Source organism: Rhizobium bangladeshense (assembly GCF_001662075.1).
GTDB lineage: Bacteria > Pseudomonadota > Alphaproteobacteria > Rhizobiales > Rhizobiaceae > Rhizobium > Rhizobium bangladeshense_B.
Window position 1 is genome coordinate 231,167 of the sequence record NZ_LYPL01000004.1, and the last position, 24,394, is coordinate 255,560.

Here is a 24,394-nt window from a genome sequence, read left to right on the forward strand (position 1 = left end):
GCGGCCGCAGCTCAATCGTAGCTCGATCATCCCGCAGCAGCTCTCCCTGAGTTCAGGGACATCGGTCTGCACGGCATTCATATCGACTGGAATGAACAATGCATTCGCAGATGCCGACAAAAGCCCCTCTCTTTGAGCTCGCTACGCCAGGCGTATATCTGCTGCCGCGTTAAATCGTGACGATGAGCAACCTCTGTGATCGTGGCTCCAGCAACCCCAACCGACATGACAATCGCAAGCTTGTCTTCTTCGCGCCACCGCCGTCGACGTTCCTGCCCAAGAATTTCAACACGCATCGCAATCTCGCCTAAGACACGTCGCTAACGACGTCGTTAAACACGTCTCTTAGGCCATCAAGACGTTAGGCGGCAGGCGGTGCCAATCGGGCGGTTACTCCGCGTCCGTGACATGGCCGATTTCAACAAGCTGCACGGCCAGAAGCTGATCGCCCTGCCGGGCGTGCGCCAGACGCGCACTTTCTTCGTGATGAAGGAAGTCAAGGAGAACGCGAGGTTGCCCTTCTAGGCGTCTTCGGCGGCGATCCGTTTGCCGCGCCGTTTTCGTCTGACCGGGATGCCTGGGCCGCGATCATTCCCTCCACGATCGGAGACTGAAGCGGCGCTCCATATCGTGCAGTTGATTGCTTCAGCCGTAGAGCGGTGGACGACAAAGTGGTCTTGACGGTTGCAGCCAAAGAAAGGAAGTGCAATATATGCAATAATATATGCGAACTTATATTCTTATAACCTACTGTTTTACCAGGAGTACGAATTATTGCATTCTATAATTGCGTTATAACAGAAAGTATATCCTATCGAGTACGTTGCTTTATGTATCAACTTCATCAAATGTCCCGCAACTCGGCTTCCGATATCACAACAGGACAGACTTTTTCCTATGAAGCTGAACCCTTGCAGGCGACATCATCGCCGGCAGGTTTACACAAGGAGCACGATGGCATGGAGCGCAACAAGAAATCAGACAAGTACCTTGCCGACTCGCGTTTGCGGGCAGCGACCGTCGACCACCGGCAGAAGGACTCTGCGTCGAAGAAGAAGACCCTTTTTCAACAATTGCTCTTGGATTGGGCTTACGGCTGCGACCTCTTTTATCCAATCCAACGACATGAACATTTCGCAAAGAGCGAGGAGGACGACAAAGGCGCTAAAATCCGTAGGTGAGGGTTACGAGTGTATAGAACTCGGAGAGTTCGGACGGGCCGCCACGTTCCCGATTTAAGAGTCAGTCTTGTTTCCAAATTCCAGGGTGAAATCGCCGACGCAGTCGCCATCGGTTTCAAACTCCAACAACAGCTCGGCGCGCGGGGGTGGAGGTTGTCATCGACGATATCGATGCGATGCAAGCGAAGGACAGCTTGGGCCTAGGCTTCACAGGTGCAGGCCAATAAGGCTAAGAACATCGAAAGGTGGTAAGCAGTCAATCGATAACCTGGCCCTTATCCGGTACACGCAAGGCGCAGTTCAAACCTTGCTGCAGGAAGCAATGCTCGCCTACCAAAATCACAAAATTTGACCCCCACAGTTCGCCCATCAAATCTGCCGCAGAAAAGGAGTTCATTTTCAGTGTTATTATCTTCTTTGAAATGCATTCGCATCGCCGGACTTGCAGCGGTCGGCATGGTGCTGGGCACGCAGATTGCTTTTTCACAAGGATCGTCCACGCGGTCTCAGTGGTTGAACACGCCGGGATCTCGAGTAGAAGCGCTTGCGGTCCTCCAGACCTTGAATGCCGCTCTCCTGAGCAACGCCAGTGCTACGTTGACCCTTGACCGCTGGTGCGCGGCGCATAAGCTCGCGCCGGAAGGTTCCAAGATCGTAGCACAGCGTGTCCGCGGGCAAGACAAGCCGGCCGACGAGCACGTCCGTGAACTTCTGACCGTCGGACCCGGTGAGCTGGTCGCTTATCGCCGCGTCCGCCTGGTCTGCGGCGACCGCGTCTTGTCGGAAGCCGACAATTGGTATGTACCCGCAAAATTAACTGCAGAGATGAATCAGGCTTTGAAGACCAGCGATATCGCGTTTGGCAGAGCCGTTCAGGCTCTTGATTTCACTCGCACAAACCTGTCTGCCACGTTGCTCTGGTCCCCCCTATCCGAAGGCTGGGACATGGACGGCTTAACAGCGCATGAAACAAGTTCCCCTAGCCTGCCGCCGTTCCTGCTCGAACATCGTGCCGTCCTTAAACTTCGAGACGGAACGCCGTTTAGCGCCGTGGTCGAAAGCTACACGGATAATGTGCTAGACTTTCCAGTTCCGCGGTTGCTTTCTCGATAGAGCTTGTGCGACGGCCATCCAATTCATTTTTCGAAAGAGAACGGGTGAACGCGAGTCATCTTGATCAGTGTCAAGCACTGCAACTCCGCGTCGGTGCACGGATCGTTAGCGATCTGAGTTGGGCTCGACGAAATCGCAACAGCCTTGTCTTTTAGCCGTGCCTGCCAAAATACGATTGCACCCGCCACCTTAACATCGAAAAGATGAATTCAGAGTGGCGAAGTGGCCCGAGCACGAAGTAGGACTTCATCGGCGTGACAGGATTATAGCACAGTCCGGTGCTGGAAGGACATGGCTATCCACGGCGGCTATCGAAAGGCTCCGCCCGTCCAGCCGAATACATCAAAGGAGCGCGTAGCTCATCTGACTTCGATTGCGAGAGTCACGCTCCTCAGCATTTTTTCCCCACAGCGCTTGCTGCAGATGAGGTGGAGCGGTTGGGTGGGGCAATGACGATCCGCACGGAGAATGAACGATGCATGCAATCTTATGGAATGGCCGCAGGACCAGTCACATGCTTCGCGACCGTGACCTAGCTGTCACAATGGCACGCGCGTGAGTGTAACCTGCATCCCAAGCCACCGCGGATCGTCGCTTGACAGTACCTCGGCAACCCTCTACCCATTTTCGCATTCACCAGGGGGGTCCCGGCAAGGGGCTGAGATACTGCTATCGCGCGCAGTGACCCGTTGAACCTGATCCAGTTCATACTGGCGTAGGGACGGTGCAAGCGCTCCAAGGCAGTGGATTCACGCGTGGAATCCGTGCCGGCGTCTTTTCATCATTCCGGCTGAGGACTGGGTCTCCAATCGAAAACTTGGAGCCTCAAACCATGAATATCGCAGGCACCCCAACCGTCACCACCGGCCCCTTGCCGGCATCCAAGAAAATCTACATTCGGGGAGAAGTCCATCCCGAAATTTGCGTACCGATGCGCGAAATTAGCCTGCATCCGACATTGGGCGAGCAGCCCGTCGTCGTCTACGACTCCTCCGGCCCCTATACGATCGAGGGCGCCGAGATCCGTATCGAACAGGGGCTGCCCTCACTGCGACGCGACTGGGTTCTCGCCCGCGGCGACGTCGTGGCGTATCAGGGCCGCCATGTCCGTCCCGAAGACAACGGCTTCGCCAGCGGCGAAAGGCTGACGCCCGAATTTCCCACGCTACGCCAGCCGCTGTGCGCGAAGGACGGCAAGGCCGTCACCCAGTTCGCCTATGCGAGGGCTGGTATCATCACGCCGGAAATGGAGTTCATCGCTATACGCGAAAACCTTGGCCGCAAGGTGCACGCGGATGCGATGGTCCGCGACGGCGAAAGCTTCGGCGCGCACATTCCGGACCATGTGACGGCGGATTTCGTCCGGCAGGAAGTGGCGGCGGGTCGGGCAATCATCCCCGCCAACATCAACCATCCCGAAGCCGAGCCGATGATCATCGGCCGGAATTTCCTGGTGAAGATCAACGCCAATATCGGCAACTCGGCTGTCACCTCGTCGATGGCGGAAGAAGTCGAGAAAATGGTCTGGGCGACCCGCTGGGGCGCTGACACGGTCATGGATCTCTCCACCGGCCGCAACATCCACAACATCCGCGAATGGATCATCCGCAATTCGCCGGTGCCGATCGGTACCGTGCCGCTCTATCAGGCGCTGGAGAAGGTCGAGGGCATTGCCGAGAACCTGACCTGGGAGGTCTATCGTGACACGCTGATCGAGCAGGCCGAGCAGGGTGTCGACTACTTCACCATCCACGCCGGCGTGCGGCTCGCCTATATCCCGCTGACTGTCAATCGTGTTACTGGCATCGTCTCGCGCGGCGGTTCGATCATGGCGAAGTGGTGTCTCCATCATCATCGCGAAAGCTTCCTATACGAACATTTCGAGGAGATCTGCGACATCTGCCGCGCCTATGACGTTTCCTTCTCGCTCGGCGACGGCCTGCGCCCTGGCTCCATCGCCGATGCCAACGACGCAGCGCAATTCGCCGAACTGGAAACACTGGGAGAGCTGACCAAGATCGCCTGGGCGAAAGACTGCCAGGTTATGATCGAGGGCCCCGGCCATGTGCCGATGCACAAGATCAAGGAGAACATGGACAAGCAGCTCGAGGTCTGCGGCGAGGCACCTTTCTATACGCTTGGGCCGCTGACGACCGATATCGCACCAGGCTACGATCACATCACCTCTGGAATAGGCGCAGCCATGATCGGCTGGTTCGGCACCGCGATGCTCTGCTACGTCACGCCGAAGGAGCATCTCGGTCTTCCCGATCGCAATGACGTCAAGACCGGCGTTATCACCTACAAGATAGCGGCTCACGCGGCTGATCTCGCCAAGGGGCATCCAGCAGCACAGCTGCGCGATGATGCGCTCTCGCGTGCCCGTTTCGAATTCCGCTGGGAGGATCAGTTCAACCTCTCGCTGGACCCCGAAACTGCCCGCAGCTTCCACGACGAGACGCTGCCGAAGGAAGCCCATAAGGTGGCGCATTTCTGCTCGATGTGCGGCCCGAAATTCTGTTCCATGCGAATTTCCCACGACATTCGTGCCGAAGCCCAGAAAGAAGGGCTGGAAGCCATGGCCGCGAGGTATCGCGATGGCGGCGATCTCTACATGCCGATCACCGAAGCGGCGAAAACGCCAACCGGAGAATGACGATGCACATTCTCGTCAAGGGAGCCGGCGTTGCCGGCCTCACCGTTGCCTGGCAGCTCTACCGGTACGGTCTCCGGGTCAGTGTCACTGAACATGCCGACAAGGTCGGAGCTGGCGCTTCCGGCTTTGCCGGCGGCATGCTGGCGCCATGGTGCGAACGGGAAAGCGCAGAGGAGCCGGTACTGGCGCTCGGCCGTCTTGCCGCCGATTGGTGGGAGGCGGCATTGCCCGGCCATGTCCATCGCCGGGGAACACTTGTCGTGGCGGCCGGGCGCGATGCCGGCGAACTCGACCGCTTTTCCCACCGGACAAGCGGATGGGAATGGCTGGACGAGCAGGCGATCGCGGCTCTTGAACCTGATCTCGCAGGCCGTTTCCGTAGGGCACTGTTCTTTCGACATGAAGCGCATCTCGATCCGCGACAGGCACTCTCGGGGCTGGCCTCCGGACTCGAGGAAGCCCGCATGCGTCTGACACTCGGCGCCACGCACAATGCTGACGTTGCCCATTATGATCGCGTGATCGACTGCACCGGGGCGGCCCAGATCGGCCAGCTGCCCGGATTGCGCGGTGTTCGCGGAGAGATGCTCTGCGTCGAAACGAGCGAGACAACGCTCTCTCGTCCCGTTCGCCTGCTGCATCCGCGCCACCCCATCTATATCGTGCCGCGCGAAAGACATCGCTTCATGATCGGGGCGACGATGATCGAAAATGACGATACCGGCCCGATTACCGCGCGTTCGCTAATGGAGTTGCTGAATGCCGCCTACACGCTCAATCCTGTGTTCGGCGAGGCACGGGTCACGGAAACCGGCGCGGGCGTGCGGCCAGCTTATCCCGACAATCTGCCGCGTGTGACGCAGCAGGGGCGCACCTTCCATGTCAATGGCCTCTACCGCCACGGTTTTCTGCTGGCGCCGGCCATAGCAGGCGAGGTGGCGCGGCTTCTTCTTGAAGAAGGCAAGCAACCGGATAGGAGGGCATCATGACCTATATCATCAATGGTGAGGAACAGGAGGTCGCGGCCACAACGCTCGCAGATCTTCTTCTCGCTCTGGACTGCGAAGGCGAATGGATGGCAACCGCAGTGAACGGCGAGCTGGTGCACCGCGAGGACCACGCCCAATTCAGGCTCGGCGAGCGCGACCGCATCGAAATACTCTCACCCATGCAAGGAGGCTGAGATGCTGAAACTTTATGATGTTGAAGTCCACTCCCGCCTGCTGCTCGGCACAGCCCGCTATCAGTCTCCAGCTGTCCTTGCAGAAGCGGTGAAGCGCTCAAAGACCGAGATTGTCACCGTTTCACTTCGCCGCGAAACTGCCGGCGGCAAAGCGGGCGGCGCCTTCTTCGAGCTGGTCCGCGGGCTTGGGGTGCGCGTGCTGCCGAATACGGCCGGATGTCACAGCGTGCAAGAGGCCGTGCTGACGGCGAAGATGGCGCGCGAAGTCTTCCATACCGATTGGATCAAGCTCGAAGTGATCGGTCATCACGATACGCTGCAGCCTGACGTTTTTGGCCTTGTCGAAGCGGCCCGCATCCTGAACGGCGAGGGCTTTCAGGTGTTCCCCTATACGACCGACGACCTTGTCGTGGCCGAAAGGCTGCTGGAAGCCGGCTGCCAAATCCTGATGCCGTGGTGTGCGCCAATCGGCTCTGCCATGGGACCGGTGAACCCGATGGCGCTGCGGGCATTCCGAGCGCATTTTCCGGATGTGCCGCTTATTGTTGATGCCGGCATTGGTCGCCCGTCTCATGCTGCTGCCGTCATGGAGTACGGTTATGATGCCGTTCTTCTCAACACCGCCGTTGCCGGTGCAGGTGATCCCGCCGCCATCGCCGAGGCCTTCGCGCTTGCGGTCGTTGCAGGTCATATCGCGCATCGCGGCGTGCCTCTCGAGCCTCGCGACATGGCCGTACCCTCCACGCCGGTGCTTGGAAAGGCGGTATTCACATGAAGCTCGATCCGTTTAACCTGATCGTTGACAAAGCCGAGTAGCTTGGCTTTGCCCCTCGGCATTAAGCTACTGCAATTGCGCGTCAAGGATCGCCCGGAGACGAAACCATGCGCCGAAATCCGTCGCACGTACCGAGTGTTTAGCCCCGGCATTTGACGGTCCTGCCAGCTCACAGGCCTAGAGAAACTCAATATGGACAAATACTGATGGGAGGCGATCTGACGAGCAATACAAAATAGTCTAGCAAGCCTGAAGGTTCTTGCGGAGCCGAATGGGATCGACCAGATGATCGTCGCCAAATGTGGAGCCTCAGCAGGTTGTCCCGGTTAAGGGCAAGGCGACTGATGGGCGTTTTTGAATTTAGACTGCCGTGAGGGCGATGCCAATTGTACATACGGGTCCAGTTGGGCAGATGCGATTTTCGGTGCAGGCGCAGGCGTAGGCCATTGGGGCAAGGCCGTCTGGATGAAGCGCTCTGCCTTGCCGTTGGTCTTCGGCGTGTAGGGTTTGGTGCGGATATGCATGAGATCGAGCACTTTGCAGGCTTGGCGAAATCCTTGGCCTTGTAGCAGGAGCCGTTGTCGCTCATCACCCGCGTGACGGTGATGCCGAGGCTGTTGTACTAGGCGACTGCAGCCTTGAGGAAGGCAACCGCGCTGACGGCTTTTTCGTCTGGGAAGATGTCGGTGAAGGCGATACGGGAGGCATCGTCGATGCAGACATGGACGTATTCCCAGCCGACGCCGCGCGAGTTGCTCTGGCCGGTCCTGTCGCCGGTGATGCGGTGGCCGACACGGTCGAAGCGGCCGAGGCGCTTGATGTCGAGGTGAATCAAGCCGCCGGGCTGGGCATATTCATAGCGCACGACCGGTTCTGCCGGCGCCAGGTCCTTTATCCGCGACAGGCCCGCGCGTTTGAGAACGCGGCTGACGGTGGCGGGCGACACGGCAGTTTCCACCGCGATATGCTTCCCGGTCCGGCGTTGCCGGCGCAGCGTGACGATCCGCTCTGCCAAGGCTTGATCCGTCTGTCTTGGGATGATGTTCGGCCGCGACGAGCGATCGACCATCGCACCACCGCCACCGGCCTTGTAACGCTCGACCAAGCGCAAACGATCTTCGACGAGACGCCGTAAACACGGGCGGCCTGGGCTTGGGACAACCGCCAATCGACAACCGCGCAGGCCATTTCCGCTCGACGCACAGGTGTCAGTCGGGCATTCTTGTGGATGTCCATTCGGAGCGATCCTGGAAAACTGTTGTGTGGTAACTCCAGTCTCCTAAATCCGCTCCGAATGGCAACCTCCTGAAAGCTCACATCTAGACTGTCATGGAAGCGTTCCTGTTAAATTCCAAACCGTGCCGCTATCCATGCTTTGATTGAGCACCGAGATGGTGCCGTTGGCCGCTCCCCTTTGATTGGCGGGATCCGTCGTCTGTTGCACGGAATTGAAGATCATTGCAGCAGCGACCGTACCTCCACACATCTGGACTTGGATGTTCGCATCACCCGCTGCGGTTCGTCCCTGCATGTCGACGCGGGCAACGCCCACGGTATGCAATGTGCCAGCCCCACGTCCTAGATCGGCGAAAGTGATTTGTGCAATGACAGCCTTACAGTCATTCCGCTGCCCACTGTTCGGGATAGTTCTTCGCCGGATTGCGTTGTTGGTGTTCGTCTTGGTCAACGGCATGATGAAACTCCTTCGTGCTTCACTGATGATGTATGCCTGAAGGGTGACGTCTTTCCCCAGATCGCCAACGAAACGCTTAGGTTCAGTTTTTGGACATCTTTAATCTCCAGATCGCCTCGAGCTCAGAAAGCCTTGGCCGTGCGTGAAGCATGATACGTCTTCGGCGCCGCTCCGACATCGACATCCTCGTCGCTGATGCCGGCGAGCACGTCCACTCCCTTTTGGAACTTGACGACATTCTCGGCGATTTGCCAGTTCCGCACTTTCCCGTCATAGATAATGTTCCTTCATGAGCTCGAAGCAATGCGGTTACCCCGCCTCCCGACCTGCAGCAGCGGATCGCGCTCGCGGACTTCAGGTGAAAACTTGCTCGTTGTCTTGCTCATGTCGGCTCGACTTTCCTAGAAGTCGGACCCCCGGCAAACCTCGGTCGGCCGGGGGCTCCGCTTGTGTAGGATTTCGGCATGGCTCCCTTGCAAGTACCGACGACTTTCCCATCCTTGAACATTGCAAGGGTCGGAATGGAGCGCACACAGAACTGTGCGGCAAGTTGCGGGTTCTCATCGATGTTCAGCTTGGCGACCTTGACCTTGCCTTCCATCTCGATAGCGATTTCTTCGAGGCTCGGAGCAATCATCTTGCACGGGCCGCACCATTCGGCCCAGAAATCGACGACGACGGGTTCTGCGGATTCCAGAACTTCCGACTGGAAGTTATTGATATCGACTTTCACGGTAGCCACGGCCTGCTCCTTTAGCGGAATTAAGTGTTGAACCAGATGTGATGCCACGCTTTAAACCGAGTCACGAACCGGTTCGGGTGTGGTAATGTTTCTTAGCGTGCGACCTCCTTTTTCTTCGATTCCGAGTGGCTGCTCACGGCCCGGTGACCCTCGATACGAGGATGGGTAAGCCTCGGATGAAAGGGTCCGGCGATATTCACCTCATTAGTACGGTTCTGGAGGTGCGCGAGCGGGAGGCAGATCATGGGTCCCTGGAATTATATTGGCGACTTCGAAGATCATATCGCGAGTTCCTCGATAAAGGATGTTCAGTTTATGCTGGCTGCCTATGCGGTCGAAGACAGGAAAACCAACTCGCATCAGAGGAACTGCGAGGCGTTCTGCGGCCTGTCGGCCGTGGGAGTGCGTGACGAGTAGATCAGCGTCTACGGCGAGTTCTTCCAAGTCACCAAGATCACCGACCTTGACCGTATCGGTTGGTACTATTTGCAGCGCCTTTGAGTGCCCGGTCGTGGTGACCGCAGCTGTAATGACCGCCCCCATGCCGATAAAGAATTGCGCGAACTGCAAGAGCTGGTCCGGTTCGGAGCCGATGGCGACCTTCTTCCCTGCAAAATGAAAATTCCCACTGAGCATCGCCTCCTGCAGCTGCATGCGGCCACGACGGACAGCCGTTGGCGCGTTGTCGCACAAAATCGCTGCAAGGAGCCAGGCGAAACGGTCGGCGTTGTTCAGGCCCGTGAGAGATCCGAACATCACGTATGGCAATCCAGTTAGACCCTGCAATGCTTCAGCCGGTCGGCGCATCTGTTCGCCGATGGCGATGCACAGTGTTGCCGCCCCGAGATCGCGGATAAGCTCTACCTTCGCGCCACCGCGTGCGATCGGAATCCATCGATCGCGGACAGCTTCTTCAGGCCCGCCGGACACGTCAGGCAAAATGAGGGGTGTTAAGCCGAAGCTCTCGACCGTTTCCCGCAAATGCTCTACATCGGCAACTGTGATGTTCGAGCCCGGCAGGATGACGACCTTCGCCGGATCGCGATCCTGTGTCCCGGGCCGGGTGATTGCCTCGATCGTAGCCGTAACGGCCTTCGACCACCCCTCCTCCACCGCCCCTGCAAAGTCGGGAGTGCGTGCGAGGACCACTTCAGTATCAATGAGCTTTCTCGGGCGCGCGCCTTTCGCGTTGATGATATCACCCGCGATATCTTCGTCGCGAGTTTCCGCCACGGCGGTGGTGCAGATCCCGATCAGCCGCGGCCACGTGCGAGCTTTTAGCTTAACGAGAGCTTTCTCGAGAAACTCGGCGCCGCCCACCACCGTCGCCATCTGGTCCATTGCAGTAGTCTGCAGCGGGACCATATGCTTGAAATGCCTCACGAGCAGCACAAGCGCGAAACTGGTACATCCCTGGCTGCCATGAAGGATTGGCAGTGCGCCATCGATGCCCAAAAAGGCCATGGCAGCGCCCATTGGTTGAGACGACTTTAGAGGGTTAACCGCTGTCGCTTTTGTTTGAGTTAGAATACGGGCCATAGTTGTTACCTCAATGGAAGCCACTTGCGGCCTCGGCGGCGGACCTCGATATAAATACCGATCCTTCCGCCGGTCTCGCAGTGGTAACGAATTGCTTCCACGGCGCTGGTTCGCGCAACTGCGCCCAGACGGGGTTGTGGATTGCCAAATCAATCTGGCGTGCCAGCTCCACCATGCCTTCGTAGCCGGCGTAAGCATGCTGGCGCTCCTGATTGACATCGAGCCAGGGAATCTTCGCTTCAAGCGCGACAAACTGAGTGCGTCCGCCCGACAGCATGATGTCAGGCTTGTGTTCACGTAACATCGCATAGAGCTCGCTCGCTGCCATCGATTGGTGAAGGTGGTTTTCGTCCTTAAGCATCTGCTTGATTCTCTCCTTGTCCCTGGCCGTCGATTTCCTGACGGATGTACCGACAATTTCCATGCCGATTTCGATCAGTGCGTGCACGATGGACCAGGATTTTACCCCGCCGGTGTTCAGATGAACGCGCTTCCCCTCAAGCCTGCGCCGATACACTTCCAGCTTTTTCCATGCCCTCTCCTCCTCTTCTGCTAAGAGAGCCTCGACGTGTTGGAGCAACGCGAAACCTGCGCCTTTCTTTACGAGCAGTTGGGCGATCCGCCGCAGCGATTCAGAGGTGCTGGAAATGCCGTAGAAGGAGCCTTCGAAGAATGGAATGTTCCAGCGTTCTTCCATTTTGCGAGCAAGATTGATGAGAGCAGTGGAGCAAACCATCATAGCTGCACGCGAGCGGTGGGCGGAAGCCACCTGCACGAAGCGCGCGTCGCCGGGAATGCAGGCGCGGACACGGATACCAAGTCGGTCCAAAAGCGGTTTCACCAACCAGAATTCCCCCGAGAGGTTGAATTCGCCGAGTATATTAATGTCGTATGGACCTGAATCATCGGCCTCCACCGTGCCTATGACGTGCTCGAGCAGAGCCTCGCCGGCGAGCCGGTTACCGAGGTTCTTCGAACCGCCGAAGCCTGGCGACTTCACCGGCACCACTGGTATTGCGAACTTCTGCGCTGCGTGCCTGCAGACCGCAGCGATGTCGTCACCGATCAGCTCCGTGCCACATGTTCCGTAGACGAAGATTGCCGCCGGCGCATACCCCTCCTTGATCTCCCGGATAGCCTTGAGAAGCTTTCGCTCACTATCTCCCGTCACTATCTCGAGTTCGGTAAGATCAGTGGTGAAACTTGTGCGCCAAAGAACTGGACCTGACGACGCGGCTCCCCGGTTGTCCCAGGAGTTGCCCTCGCACGCGAGCGGCGCGTGAACGAGATGCGCGACATCAGTGATCGGCTGCAGCACGACCTTAGCACCGTCAAAGGCACAGCCACCACCGGCTGCTGGTCCCTGCTGCGGCGCCTCGTGACATACCCGCTTGGTTTCCTTACTGCGGAATATCTCGTCGGTGGCATCTCGCATTTGTTTCTCGGTCGATGACATCGCGCAACCTTCCAATGCAGCGGCGGATGGCCGGCCTGCGCCGGCCAAGCATTTAGCGCGTGAGGTCGTACGAAACGCCCTCCCACATGGTCTCCTGATCAAGCTCGTCGAAGATCTTGTCGAGAATGACCGTCAGAAGACGCAATCCGCCTTGGTAGCCCATGAGAGGAAAGCGATGATGATGATGGCGGTCGAAAATCGGAAACGTAAGCCGAACCAGTGGCGTGTCGGTGTCACGCTCGAGATACTTGCCATAGGAATTGCCGATCAGCAGATCCACTGGTTCCGTCAAAAGAAGCGAGCGCATTGCCCAGAGGTCTTTGCCAGCCCACACCTGCGCACCTCCGCCGAAGGGAGAGGACGCGAGCAATTCCTTCATCTCCGCTTCCCAGGCTGCGGTGCCGTTGGTGGCAAGGCAATGTGTAGGATGGCCACCGGTTTCCATGACGAAGCGCGCCATTGAGTAGACGAAGTCCGGGTCGCCGTAGATTCCGTATTTCTTCCCATGCAACCAGGATTGACTATCGGCTACGGCATCGATCAATCGACCCCGATCACGTTCGATACATTCGGGAATTTCCCTCTTGGAAAGCTCGGATATCTTCATCACGAATTCGTCCGTGCCCCCAATGCCCAGCGGGTAGTGGAACGAGGCAGTCGTCTGACCAAGTTCGCGACAATAGTCCAACGTCTTGCGCGTATTGTAGTGCTGCAGCGATATTGTCGCCTCCGCATGTTTGGCTGCCTTCACGTCCTCGATCGTTGTCCCTCCGTCATACATGCGGTACTCGCCGTCGGAAGGTGTGTCGAACTGGTCCGAGGCGTCTTGGATGAAAACGTAGGTCACTCCCATCGTGTCGAGCAGGCGCTTGATTTCTCGATTATTGCCGACGCAGAAGCCATCGAAGCCTGGAATAATGTTGACGAGTGCTGGCGTCGGCACGCGTTCAGTGCTCTTCCAGAAATTTTCGAGAATGCCTTTGACCATGCTGTCGTAGCCATCGATATGGCTGCCGACGAAGGCTGGGGTATGGGCGAAGGGCACGTCGAAATCGACCGGAACGGAGCCTTCATTTTTGGCATTTTCAATGAAGCCGTGAAGATCATCCCCAATGACCTCGGCCATGCAAGTCGTCGAGACCGCAATCATCTTGGGATCGTAAAGCTTATAGGTGTTGGCGAGCCCGTCGATCATATTCTTCAAGCCGCCAAACACAGCCGCGTCCTCTGTCATCGAAGATGAAACTGCAGACGACGGTTCCTTGAAATGGCGGGACAGGTGCGAGCGGTAGTACGCGACGCAGCCTTGACTGCCGTGGACAAATGACATCGTCCGCTCGAAACCAGCCGCTGCGAAAACGGCGCCCAGCGGCTGGCAAGCCTTCGCGGGGTTTACCACAAGGGCTTCGCGGGCCAGGTTCTTTTCTCGATATTCCCATGTCTCGGTGAATTCGCTTTGAGCAGAGACGACCTTATCCGGATGCGGACATTCGAACTTCAACTTCTTACGGGCGAACATTTTCCTGTATTCCGGCTCGCAGAACAGAGGAGCATGATCGAGAACATTCTCGGCCGATTGCGGCATAGTTTTCATCCTTTTTTTGCCGCGAATGCGGCTGCGTGGACCTTGGGCGGCTTCTTACATCTTCGCTCCGCGAAGACTATTCGTCTTGTCCGCTGCAACTGCAGGCATGGCTGCAGTGCGTTTCTTTCCATGGCGCGTCGTAGAGGCCCCAGATCGGATTGTTGATGGCAAGATCCATGTCTCTGGCAAAGATGGCGAAGCCGTCATAACCGTGATACGGACCCGAATAATCCCAAGAATGCATCTGGCGGAACGGTATGCCCATTTTTTGAACCGGGTATTTTTCCTTAATGCCCGAGCCTACGAGGTCCGGACGAATTGCCTCGATGAAGTTCTCGAGCTCGTAGCCGGTCACATCATCGTAAATAAGCGTACCTTTTTTGACATAGTGGCCGGTGCGCTCGTAATCGTCGCCATGGCCAAACTCGTAGCCCGTACCAACGATCTCCATTCCAAGATCCTCATAGGCGGTGATGACATGGCGGGGACGCAATCCGCCGACGTAGAGCATCACAGTTTTGCCATCAAGGCGCGGACGGTACTTATCCGTCACCGCCTGGACGAGAGGTTGATATCTGGTGATGAGTGCTTCGGCTTTATCTTGGGTCTCCGGCCCGAAAAACGCGGCGATATTGCGTAAAGAGGCTTCGATCTGGGAAGGGCCAAAAAAGTTGTACTCCATCCAGGGAATGCCGTACTTTTCCTCCATATGCCGAGCGATGTAATTCATGGACCGGTAGCAGTGAATAAGGTTGAGCGTGGCTTTTGGCGCTCGCTCCACCTCCGCGAGTGTGGCATCTCCCGACCAGTTGCCGACCACCCGCAACCCCATCTCCTCCAGCAGAATGCGCGAAGCCCACGCATCGCCGCCGATATTGTAGTCACCTATGACGTTCACGTCGAAAAAGCTGGGTTCGAAGTAGGTGTCCTTCTTATCGAAAACCCAGTCGCGTATCGCGTCATTGGCGATATGATGGCCAAGCGATTGCGACACGCCACGAAACCCTTCGCATCGCACCGGCACGATCGTTTTGTTGTGCTCCTTGGCCTTCTTGCGCGCCACAGCTTCAATATCGTCTCCGATCAATCCGATTGGACACTCGGACTGCAAGCTGACACCGTTATTCAGTGGAAACAATTCCTCGACTTCATCGATGAGCTTCTCGAGCTTTTTGTCGCCACCAAAAACAATATCCTTTTCTTGAAAGTCAGACGTGAATTGCATGGTAACAAAGGCGTCGACACCCGTCAGACCGACGTAATAGTTGCGGCGTTGCGACCAGGAATAGTGCCCACAACCGACAGGCCCATGCGATATATGGACCATATCTTTGATCGGCCCCCACACGACACCCTTCGAGCCGGCATAAGCGCAGCCGCGTACGGTCATCACGCCCGGAATAGACTTGATGTTGGATTTCACCCCGGTCTCGCAAAGCCCATCGGACCCCCCCTCGGCCGCCTCTCTGCCCTTCGCGACGCCGAGGTGCTTTTTGCGGCGCTTGGCTGTCTTGTCCGGATATTGCGAGAGTACCGCATCTATAAGCCTTGCGTTGAAATCACCGTCGTTCTCGTAGTCGAGGCTCATAGGGCCTTTCCTCTCTCGAAGGTTCGCATGGAGCCCCGACAAGGAGGCATGGTTTGTCGATCAACGCGGTGCTTACAGCTCCGCCCGTCTTTAGGATGTCGCCTGCCCCTCCTTCGTGAGAAGTTCTTCGAGCATCTGCTCGTCCGACTTCATGATACCGAAGTCGAGCAGCATGTCCTCCAGTTCCTCCATGGTGATAGGAGTAGGGATAGTGCCCTTTCCCGAATTGGAGTGAATCTTCTCAGCCAACCATCGATATTCCGCCGCCTGTTTGGAGCGTGGCGCGTATTGGATCACGGTCATCTTTCTAAGCTCCGCGTGCTGGACAATGTTGTCGCGCGGCACGAAGTGAATAAGCTTCGAATTGAGTTTGGCGGCCAGCGCTTCAGCCAGGTCTAATTCTCGATCGGTCTGCCGCTCATTACAGATCAGGCCGCCCAGCCGCACGCTTCCGGCGCTGGCATATTTGAGGATGCCTCTCGCGATGTTGTTTGCAGCATACAGGGCCATCATCTCACCGGACATGACGATGTAAATTTCCTGAGCCTTGTTCTCGCGGATGGGCATAGCAAAGCCTCCGCACACCACGTCTCCGAGCACGTCATAGGAGACGTAGTCGACATCGTCATAGGCGCCGTTTTCTTCCAGGAAGTTTATCGATGTGATGACGCCTCGCCCGGCGCAGCCGACGCCGGGTTCAGGGCCGCCCGACTCCACACATTTGATGCCGCCGTAGCCAGTTTTGAGCACATCGCCGAGTTCCAGATCTTCGACAGAACCTTTCGTTGCGGCTAGATCGAGAACCGTGCCCTGCGCTTTGGAATTCAGGATCAATCGTGTCGAATCAGCCTTTGGGTCGCAGCCGACGATGAGGATTTTCTGCCCAAGTTCGACAAGGGCGGCGAGCGTATTCTGGGATGTAGTGGATTTGCCAATGCCTCCCTTTCCGTAAAACGCGATCTGACGCAGAGCAGCCATAATTACTTCCTTTTCGTGTTCGAACCGACCGAGGTGATGCCGCGACATCGGACGCGGCTGGTTCCGTCGCAGCCCGGGAACAATTTTCAAGCGCCGTGCCAATTCAGCTGATTGGTGGGGCAAAACGGAAGTTGGTGCTGCCGCAAGCACTTAGAGGGATAAAATACCGAACCAAAGAATTATAAGGAGTGTCACGAAGCCGACAAAGTTGACGACAATGTCGCACGTATGTCGTGATGTTCCTGAAGAGAGAGCAGAGTCTAAGCGCCAAGGCGCACGCACATCTTGGCCGAATGAGCCGCACTTGATGCAAATGCTGGTAATTGGACAGCGGCGCGGCGCTCAAATCTAGCAATTCGTTTGCGGTCAAAGACCCCTGCCAAGCGCATGCATCCACCCGTGTCGCAAACCTGACAAAGCTGTTGCACTGTGAACCACTAGCCAACCCGGCTCGCGCGAAACACGCAAGTTAAACGTCGATCAATGGGCCTGGCACGACGAGTGCTAGGACCGACCGAGATACAAAAGCTACATCCGGTTGGAGCCAAAGACAGCATGAATATCGTGGTCTGCATAAAGCAAGTGCCTGACTCCGCACAGATCCGGGTTCATCCGGTTACGAACACGATCATGCGCCAAGGCGTGCCGACAATCATCAATCCTTACGATCTTTTCGCCTTGGAAGAAGCTCTTGAACTGCGTGATCGGTACGGGGGTAAAGTCACTGTGCTTACCATGGGTCCGCCGATGGCAAAACAAGCGCTGGAGAAAGCTCTGGCATACGGCGCAGATCAAGCGGTACTCCTGAGCGACCGTCACTTTGCGGGGGCAGACACCTTGGCAACTTCATTTGCTATCTCGCGAGCTATAACGAACCTTGGTCTCCGCGATGCGCCTGAAATCGTGTTTACTGGCAAGCAGACGATCGATGGCGATACTGCGCAGGTTGGGCCGGGAATTGCCAGGCGTCTCGAACTGCAACAACTGACCTACGTAACGAAAATTGTTTCAGTCGATCTTCACGCCCGAGAGATCACGGTGGAGCGCCGTTCGGAAGGCGGCACACAAATGCTGAAGAGCCGACTGCCGTGCTTGATCAGTGTCCTTGACGGCGTCAACGCCATCCGTCGCGGCTCCGTCGCTGACGCGTTACGTGCCGCACGCACGAAAATACCGACATGGCGTGCCGCGGACGCCGGTATTGTGGAGATAGCTAACTGCGGCTTGAGAGGATCGCCGACTGTCGTCAAGCGCGTATTCGCCCCCACCCCACGGGCCGAAAAAGCAATCCAAATCGAAGTAAACGATGACGCGTGCGGTCCGCCGTCTGACGAAATAATCGCATCAATTTTCGAGCACCAGCCAGCATTGGAAGCGAGCTTTCGACCGAATGGGCTCACGTGAGAAACAAGGAGCATAAATGGAAGCCCACGAAGCTGAAAGTCAGCCTCCAATCCTCAGTCGCGCCAGCGCGAAGAAGGAATTGCCCAAACACTTCCGCGACAATCGGCACGTTTGGGTTTTCATCGAGCTGGAGCGAGGTCAAGTGCACCCCGTGTCTATTGAACTGCTCGGTGAAGGGCGCAAGCTTGCCGATAAGCTGAGCGTTCAACTGGCGGGAGTGGTCATTGGAACCGAAGGCCTGGGAAGTCGGTCTGCCATTGCAGAGGCGTTCGCTTACGGGGCCGATCTCGCCTATGTGGTCGAGTCACCGCTGCTATCGGACTACCGAAACGAGCCCTTCACCAAAGCTCTCTCAGACCTGGTCATCCTTCACAAGCCGGAAATTCTGCTGCTTGGCGCCACCTCGCTTGGGCGAGACCTCGCCGGTTCTGTGGCAACTACCTTGGAAACAGGGCTTACGGCCGACTGCACCGAATTGGATGTCGATGCAGACGGCTCGCTCGCAGCCACGCGGCCGACATTTGGCGGCTCGCTGCTCTGCACGATCTACACTCTCAACTGTCGCCCGCAAATGGCGACGGTGCGTCCCCGGGTCATGGCGACCCCCAATAGAGTGACCAATACGAGTGGACCTATCGTTCGCCATGACCTGATGATGATTGAGGAAGAGATTGTCACAAAGGTTCTCGGCTTCCTTCCGGATGGGCGATCAGAGAAAATCAACCTCGCCTATGCCGACATCGTGGTAGCCGGCGGGATTGGTATTGGCACCGCCGAGAATCTAGAGCATGTGATGGTTCTAGCGAGGACGATTGGCGGTGAATTCGGCTGCTCCCGACCTTTGGTTCAAAAAGGTTGGATGGAGGTTGATCGGCAGATTGGCCAAACGGGCCAGACTATCCGGCCCAAACTTTATCTTGCGGCTGGAATATCAGGGGCGGTCCAACATAGGGTTGGCGTCGAAGGGGCTGATTTGATCGTTGCCATCAACATCGACGGCAACGCCCCGATCTTCGATTTCGCCCATGTCGCGGTTGTGGCTGATGCGGTCGGTCTTCTGCCGGCACTGACCGCGGCGTTCACCAGGCGACTAGCGCCGCATAACCAATCGATGCAAGTAAACTGAGGTGCGGCTGATGAAGAACGAGAAATTCGATGCGATCGTCGTCGGGGCAGGCATGTCGGGTAACGCGGCTGCTTATGCGATGGCCATGCGTGGTCTGAAAGTTCTGCAGTTGGAACGCGGCGAGTACCCGGGTTCGAAGAACGTCCAAGGAGCGATACTGTACGCCGACGCGCTGGAGAAGATCATTCCGGACTTCCGCGAAGACGCGCCTCTTGAACGGCATCTGGTCGAGCAGCGCTTCTGGATCATGGACGGCGCGTCGCACACCGGAATTCACTATCGGTCGGATGAGTTTAACGAACGGCGGCCAAACAGATACACGATCATCCGTGCTCAATTCGATAGATGGTTCTCGGCCAAGGTGCGTGAGGCAGGATGCACCGTTCTCTGCGAGACATTGGCCACAGGACTTATGCAGGATTCGAGCGGCAACGTGACAGGCGTATGCACCGACCGCCCCGGCGGGTCCATTCTCGCCGACGTCGTGGTGCTTGCTGAGGGGGTGAACGGCTTCCTGGGAAAACGAGGACGTTTGCGCAAAACTCCCACGCCGGACAGCGTCGCACTTGCCGTGAAAGAGATGCATTTCCTACCGGAGGACGTTATCACAGAACGCTTTGGCCTGACTGCAGACGAAGGCTGTGTGATCGAGGCAGGTGGGACAGTTTCGCGGGGAGTCCCGGGGCTTGGTTTTCTGTATACGAACAAGGAGTCCATCTCGATTGGGATAGGCTGCCTCGTTTCCGGTTTGGCTGCAGCCATGGAAAGGCCATACGACATTCTTGAAGCCTTCAAGCACCATCCTTCGATCCGGCCGTTGATCGCCGGGTCTGAAGTGAAGGAATATGCTGCGCATCTCATTCCCGAAGGCGGTTTTACGGCTATCCCACAGCTCTTCGGCAATGGGTGGGTCGTTGTTGGAGACGCGGCCCAGTTGAACAATACCGCACATCGGGAGGGATCAAACCTCGCAATGACGTCAGGTTACCTGGCGGGTCAGGCGATCGCCGACGTAAAGCATCTCGGCGGCTCGATGGTGCAAAGCAACTTGGCTTTGTACAAGAGCATGCTCGACTCATCCTTTGTCATCAAAGATCTGATGAAGCATAAAGAGATGCCAAGGTTTCTCCATGCCAACAGCCAGAGTTTGTTTGTTTCATATCCAAAGTTAATATCTAAAGCTGCGCAAAATTTTGTCCGTGTCGATGGGACTTCAAAAATCGACAAAGGAAAGGCCATGTCTGCCGCCTTCTTGAAAGCACGATCCCGGTGGGGATTAATTTCAGATGCAGTCCGGCTCGCCCGCGCGTGGCGCTAAAAGGAGATCCAGATGAAGGCCATCGTTAAACGGCGAGTTGAGGACAAGCTTTACCAGAACCGATATCTGGTGGACCCGGGCCGCCCACACATATCGGTCAGGAAACACCTGTTTCCAACCCCAAACCTAATCGCCTTGACGCAAGTGTGTCCGGCGAAATGCTACCAGCTGAACGACAGACGTCAAGTGATCATCGTTTCCGATGGCTGCTTGGAATGCGGAACATGCAACGTATTATGCGGACCCGACGGCGACATTGAGTGGACGTATCCACGAGGTGGGTTCGGCGTTCTCTTCAAGTTTGGATGAACAGCTTCTTCTGTAAGTCGATTCGGCCGTTCTGAACCCCACCATAGGTAAGCAAACTATGACGAACTGGCTGGTGGAGCGCCCTACCAATTTGTAATTTTCCTTGGCCTTCGAAGTCCAATATGTAGCGCGGGGGCGTTCCAGGAACGGTCCCGAGCGCCCGAAGCGCTGAAATGGAGTAGTCTCGTGGCTGGATCAGATGATGAGAAGGTGCCCAAAACTGCAGTGCGGTCGGGTGCTGAAATTGTCGGCGAGAGTGCCGCACTCAAGGAGGTTTTTGAAATCGCCCAGATTGTCGCGAGGAGCAACTCGCCTGTGCTGTTGCGAGGTGAGAGCGGCACGGGCAAAGAATTCTTTGCAAAGCTGATACACGATTCCTCGTCGCGCCGCGAAAAGCCCTTCGTAAAGTTGAATTGCGCTGCGCTGTCGGCAGGCGTTTTGGAATCGGAACTGTTCGGTCACGAGAAAGGCGCCTTCACCGGCGCTACCTCTCAGAAAGAAGGTCGGTTCGAGCTGGCGCACGGTGGAACTTTACTGCTCGACGAAATAGGAGAAATCTCGGCCGAGTTTCAGGCCAAGTTGCTGCGCGTCTTGCAGGAAGGCGAACTTGAGCGTGTCGGTGGGACGAGAACATTGAAAGTCAACGTCAGGTTGGTATGCGCGACGAATAAGGATCTTGAAACGGCCGTGGCGGCGGGAGAATTCAGAGCCGACCTATATTACCGGATCAATGTCGTACCGATCACTTTGCCACCACTCAGGCAACGCGAGGGTGACATCCCGCGTTTGGCTCATGAATTCCTGCAGCGTTTCAACAGGGAGAACGGTTGTTCGTTGAGATTCGCACCCTCGGCGCTCGATATCCTGTCGAAATGCGAGTTCCCGGGCAATATTCGTGAGCTGCAAAACTGCGTACAGAGGACCGCAACTCTCGCCCGTTCGGACGTCATCGTTCATCAAGATCTCGCCTGTGAACAGGGCCGATGCTATTCCCCGCTCCTCAAAAAGGCGGTTGCCGAGCGAAGTGGCAAGAGCGCAGTTCATGGGCTCGCTCGAGGTGAAACCGTATCAATGGGACAGCCGCGTGATGCCGCCGTCTTCGCGGCCGAAGCGGTAATGGGACACTCAGGTCTGATCGGCAGAGAACTGTTGGAACAGGCGATGGCGACGGCCGGAGGGAATCAGGCTAAGGCTGCGCGGCTCCTTGGTCGTACGCCGCGACAGGTCGGTTACTCTCTGCGCCGGCACGGGATCGAACGAAAACTCTTTTAGCCAAGGAGAACGTTGGCGCAGACCTGGTCCGCCAGTTCGCGCCCCACAAACGCACAGTTTCCCCCAGCCGACAAGGTCTGCCAAGTGGCCATGTCGTGTCTCCAACGAAAGCCTGTAGCAAAGAGGTCTAAAACGGACAACGAAGAGCGTATCAGGCTGGCAGGGTGACCTTTCTCAGACTGGCATCGCTCTTGCTCGCGGAACTGAGCTTTCAAGTGTCATTGGAGTTCGTAATGTCCAGAGGGATGAGTAAGTGTAGGATCACCAACGCAGCACCTGCCGCACGCGTGTCGGAGGCAACAACGTTCGGTGACTATGCACCTTCGTCCCGTGGCAGTTCAGAGCCGGATGCTATGGATCCAGCGATCCGTGAAAAGATCAAAGACCACCCGTGCTTCTCGCGGGAGGCGCATCTTTATTTCGCGCGGATGCATCTCGCGGTCGCACCAGCCTGCAACATCCAATGCAATTACTGTAATCGAAAATACGACTGCGCAAACGAAAGCAGACCAGGAGTAGCATCACATAGGCTCACTCCCGACCAGGCGCTGCGCAGGACCATTGCGGTGGCAAACGAAGTGCCGCAGCTTTCAGTGGTCGGCATCGCCGGGCCAGGCGATGCCTGCTACGATTGGAGGAAAACAAAGGCGACGCTCATGCCGATCGCCCGGGAAATCCCTGACGTCAAGCTTTGCATCTCGACCAATGGTCTCGCACTTCCTGAACACGTCGACGAGCTTGTCGACATGAATGTCGGGCACGTGACGATCACCATCAACATGGTAGATCCGAAGATCGGGACCAAGATCTACCCCTGGATATTCTATGACGGCCGCCGCTACAACGGCATCGACGCGTCCAGAATCCTTCATGAGAGGCAAATGCTGGGGCTCGAAATGCTGACAGAACGGGGCATCCTCACCAAAGTCAATTCGGTGATGATCCCGGGCGTCAACGACGAGCATCTCATCGAGGTTAACAGGTGGGTCAAGGACAGGGGCGCGTTCATGCACAACGTGATGCCCCTGATCTCAGAGCCTTCACATGGTACTGTCTATGGTCTGAACGGTCAGCGTTGCCCTGCACCTTTCGAGGTAAATGCGCTTCGGGACCGGGTTGAAGGCAACACGAAGGTGATGCGCCATTGCCGCCAGTGCCGTGCGGATGCAGTCGGTTTGCTCAGTGATGATCGCGCACACGAATTCACGATTTCCCAACTCCCAGCTGAAGCGACCTACGACAGCGGCAAGCGCCAAGCCTATCGCAAGTTGATCGAGCGCGAGCGACGCGGCCAAACGTTGGATGCGAGGGACGAGGCCACACCGGTCTCAGCTCCATCTGACGAACTTCTCCTTATAGCTGTAACCACCAAAGGTGGAGGCCGGGTCAATGAACATTTCGGTCATGCGCAGGAAATGCAGATTTTCTCAGTCTGTCAAAAAGGCATCGGATTGATAGGTCACCTGAAGATCGACCCGTACTGCCTTGGTGGATGGTGGGAGAAGGCTACTCTCAACAGTATCATCAATGCGCTCGAAGGCTTAGATTTGCTGATCTGTTCTCAGATCGGCAATAGCCCTAAGAATACGCTTGCACGCCGAGGTATTCGAGCAACAGGCGCATATGGCGGCTCCTACATCGAGCAGGCAATCGACTCGCTCTATAGCGCGATGCTTCACGATGAAGCTTTAGCAGCTGCGACTTGAAACACACTTTAATTAAACCAGAGGAGCTGAATCATGGCCTTCAAAATCATCGCCTCACAATGCACCCAATGCGGCGCATGCGAATTTGAGTGCCCCTCAGGCGCAATCAGTTTCAAAACTGACAGGTTCGTGGTCGATCCAAAAGTATGCACCGAGTGCAGGATTGAGTTTGACGCGCCCAAATGCAGAGCCATTTGTCCCATGCCGAATACCTGCGTTCCTGCCTGAGTAGCCGTACTAAACGAAAGCAAAAAGGGCTCGCCTGCGAAAGCATTTTGGCGCAGGCGGGCATCCTCCCCGACAGCAACCCCTGCAACAATGAGGTGGTTGAGCGTTGTAGCATCGTCGGTTCCAACCGGTGCGAAATGGAGCAAATTTCACGTGTGTAAAACGAGGTACAGTAAATGAAAGCAATGATCCGGAGAAGTGGGGCCGGCTTGTCGATCTATATGTCCAAAAAGGATGTCGAGGAGCCCGTTGTCGCGGTGGAGAATGAAGACTTCTGGGGCGGGTTTGTGTTGGTGAGGAATGGATGGCTGCTCGCCCTCCCCGAATTAGCGCAGAGCACCCGTTTACCGATTACAGTCGAGGCAAAGAGACAATCCGATCAGGACTGACGCGGCACGCCGAACTTAGGGGTTTGCGCGACTGACTTGGTGACGAAATAGGCTGCGCCAAACGTTTAGGTCTGCTCCCCGGCTGGTCGTCGCTAACTCGCATACAGTTTGGAAGAATGAAGTTCCCCGTCGGCCGAGCAGGAGCTGGCATTT

23 protein-coding genes, 2 pseudogenes and 1 riboswitch are annotated in these 24,394 nt (G+C 56.8%); of the genes and pseudogenes, 15 read left to right on the forward strand and 10 right to left on the reverse strand.

Annotated elements, in window-relative coordinates:
* Positions 1-77: 77 nt before the first annotated feature.
* Positions 78-296: a helix-turn-helix domain-containing protein gene (locus A7X77_RS34395; RefSeq protein WP_156665869.1), complete on the reverse strand. Its 219-nt coding sequence runs from the start codon at positions 294-296 to the stop codon at positions 78-80.
* A 97-nt stretch (positions 297-393) separates the two neighbouring features.
* On the opposite strand from A7X77_RS34395, the pseudogene A7X77_RS32200 reads away from it, so the two are divergent.
* The 7 genes and pseudogenes from A7X77_RS32200 to A7X77_RS11020 form a co-directional block, all read left to right on the forward strand.
* Positions 394-525, forward strand: a pseudogene (locus A7X77_RS32200) (Lrp/AsnC ligand binding domain-containing protein); the annotation flags it as partial.
* Positions 526-830: 305 nt separating this feature from the next.
* Positions 831-1,181, forward strand: coding sequence for a hypothetical protein (locus A7X77_RS33915; protein WP_245293738.1), 351 nt, complete (start codon positions 831-833; stop codon positions 1,179-1,181).
* A gap of 456 nt (positions 1,182-1,637) precedes the next feature.
* On the forward strand, positions 1,638-2,294 hold the full coding sequence (locus A7X77_RS11000; protein WP_064682951.1) for a hypothetical protein: 657 nt from the start codon (positions 1,638-1,640) through the stop codon (positions 2,292-2,294).
* 628 nt (positions 2,295-2,922) lie between these two features.
* A riboswitch (TPP riboswitch) is annotated at positions 2,923-3,034 on the forward strand.
* A gap of 92 nt (positions 3,035-3,126) precedes the next feature.
* Positions 3,127-4,950: a phosphomethylpyrimidine synthase ThiC gene (gene thiC, locus A7X77_RS11005; RefSeq protein ID WP_064682952.1), complete on the forward strand. Its 1,824-nt coding sequence runs from the start codon at positions 3,127-3,129 to the stop codon at positions 4,948-4,950.
* A 2-nt stretch (positions 4,951-4,952) separates the two neighbouring features.
* Complete coding sequence (gene thiO / locus A7X77_RS11010) at positions 4,953-5,939, forward strand: glycine oxidase ThiO (RefSeq protein ID WP_170255917.1); 987 nt, start codon at positions 4,953-4,955, stop codon at positions 5,937-5,939.
* Positions 5,936-6,133, forward strand: a complete 198-nt coding sequence (gene thiS, locus A7X77_RS11015; RefSeq protein WP_064682954.1) for a sulfur carrier protein ThiS — start codon at positions 5,936-5,938, stop codon at positions 6,131-6,133. The genes thiO and thiS overlap by 4 nt, the downstream gene beginning before the upstream one ends.
* Before the next feature lies 1 nt (position 6,134).
* A complete protein-coding gene (locus A7X77_RS11020) occupies positions 6,135-6,908 on the forward strand; it encodes a thiazole synthase (RefSeq protein WP_064682955.1) in 774 nt (257 codons plus the stop codon).
* Between the two features lie 301 nt (positions 6,909-7,209).
* On the opposite strand, the pseudogene A7X77_RS11025 reads toward A7X77_RS11020, so the two are convergent.
* From A7X77_RS11025 to nifH, 9 genes and pseudogenes are all read right to left on the reverse strand, one after another.
* A pseudogene (locus A7X77_RS11025) lies at positions 7,210-8,144 on the reverse strand (IS481 family transposase); the annotation flags it as partial.
* Positions 8,145-8,235: 91 nt separating this feature from the next.
* Positions 8,236-8,601 (reverse strand): hypothetical protein, encoded by a 366-nt coding sequence (locus A7X77_RS11030; protein ID WP_064682956.1) that lies wholly within the window; start codon positions 8,599-8,601, stop codon positions 8,236-8,238.
* Between the two features lie 122 nt (positions 8,602-8,723).
* Positions 8,724-8,864, reverse strand: a complete 141-nt coding sequence (locus A7X77_RS33055; RefSeq protein ID WP_156665870.1) for a hypothetical protein — start codon at positions 8,862-8,864, stop codon at positions 8,724-8,726.
* 119 nt (positions 8,865-8,983) lie between these two features.
* Positions 8,984-9,343: a thioredoxin gene (gene trxA, locus A7X77_RS11035; RefSeq protein ID WP_064682957.1), complete on the reverse strand. Its 360-nt coding sequence runs from the start codon at positions 9,341-9,343 to the stop codon at positions 8,984-8,986.
* A 204-nt stretch (positions 9,344-9,547) separates the two neighbouring features.
* Positions 9,548-10,882, reverse strand: a complete 1,335-nt coding sequence (gene nifN / locus A7X77_RS11040; protein WP_064682958.1) for a nitrogenase iron-molybdenum cofactor biosynthesis protein NifN — start codon at positions 10,880-10,882, stop codon at positions 9,548-9,550.
* A gap of 10 nt (positions 10,883-10,892) precedes the next feature.
* The gene (gene nifE, locus A7X77_RS11045) at positions 10,893-12,338 is read right to left on the reverse strand and encodes a nitrogenase iron-molybdenum cofactor biosynthesis protein NifE (RefSeq protein WP_064682959.1); all 1,446 of its coding nucleotides are present in this window, start codon (positions 12,336-12,338) and stop codon (positions 10,893-10,895) included.
* A gap of 52 nt (positions 12,339-12,390) precedes the next feature.
* On the reverse strand, positions 12,391-13,923 hold the full coding sequence (gene nifK, locus A7X77_RS11050) for a nitrogenase molybdenum-iron protein subunit beta (RefSeq protein ID WP_064682960.1): 1,533 nt from the start codon (positions 13,921-13,923) through the stop codon (positions 12,391-12,393).
* Between the two features lie 76 nt (positions 13,924-13,999).
* Positions 14,000-15,511 (reverse strand): nitrogenase molybdenum-iron protein alpha chain, encoded by a 1,512-nt coding sequence (gene nifD, locus A7X77_RS11055; protein ID WP_064682961.1) that lies wholly within the window; start codon positions 15,509-15,511, stop codon positions 14,000-14,002.
* Positions 15,512-15,601: 90 nt separating this feature from the next.
* A complete protein-coding gene (gene nifH, locus A7X77_RS11060) occupies positions 15,602-16,489 on the reverse strand; it encodes a nitrogenase iron protein (protein ID WP_064682962.1) in 888 nt (295 codons plus the stop codon).
* 555 nt (positions 16,490-17,044) lie between these two features.
* Here nifH and A7X77_RS11065 point away from each other — a divergent pair.
* From A7X77_RS11065 to nifT, 8 genes are all read left to right on the forward strand, one after another.
* On the forward strand, positions 17,045-17,893 hold the full coding sequence (locus A7X77_RS11065) for an electron transfer flavoprotein subunit beta/FixA family protein (protein ID WP_064682963.1): 849 nt from the start codon (positions 17,045-17,047) through the stop codon (positions 17,891-17,893).
* 16 nt (positions 17,894-17,909) lie between these two features.
* Positions 17,910-19,019, forward strand: a complete 1,110-nt coding sequence (locus tag A7X77_RS11070; RefSeq protein ID WP_064682964.1) for an electron transfer flavoprotein subunit alpha/FixB family protein — start codon at positions 17,910-17,912, stop codon at positions 19,017-19,019.
* 10 nt (positions 19,020-19,029) lie between these two features.
* The gene (locus tag A7X77_RS11075) at positions 19,030-20,337 is read left to right on the forward strand and encodes an FAD-binding protein (protein ID WP_064682965.1); all 1,308 of its coding nucleotides are present in this window, start codon (positions 19,030-19,032) and stop codon (positions 20,335-20,337) included.
* A gap of 12 nt (positions 20,338-20,349) precedes the next feature.
* On the forward strand, positions 20,350-20,646 hold the full coding sequence (locus tag A7X77_RS11080; protein ID WP_003563205.1) for a ferredoxin family protein: 297 nt from the start codon (positions 20,350-20,352) through the stop codon (positions 20,644-20,646).
* A 186-nt stretch (positions 20,647-20,832) separates the two neighbouring features.
* Positions 20,833-21,918 carry a nif-specific transcriptional activator NifA gene (gene nifA / locus A7X77_RS11085; RefSeq protein ID WP_064682966.1) on the forward strand — a complete coding sequence of 362 codons (1,086 nt, stop codon included), beginning with the start codon at positions 20,833-20,835 and terminating at the stop codon, positions 21,916-21,918.
* A 233-nt stretch (positions 21,919-22,151) separates the two neighbouring features.
* A complete protein-coding gene (gene nifB, locus A7X77_RS11090; RefSeq protein WP_064683089.1) occupies positions 22,152-23,624 on the forward strand; it encodes a nitrogenase cofactor biosynthesis protein NifB in 1,473 nt (490 codons plus the stop codon).
* 33 nt (positions 23,625-23,657) lie between these two features.
* The gene (locus tag A7X77_RS32205) at positions 23,658-23,852 is read left to right on the forward strand and encodes a 4Fe-4S binding protein (RefSeq protein ID WP_082928173.1); all 195 of its coding nucleotides are present in this window, start codon (positions 23,658-23,660) and stop codon (positions 23,850-23,852) included.
* A gap of 176 nt (positions 23,853-24,028) precedes the next feature.
* Positions 24,029-24,241: a putative nitrogen fixation protein NifT gene (gene nifT, locus A7X77_RS11100; protein WP_064682968.1), complete on the forward strand. Its 213-nt coding sequence runs from the start codon at positions 24,029-24,031 to the stop codon at positions 24,239-24,241.
* Positions 24,242-24,394 lie beyond the last annotated feature (153 nt).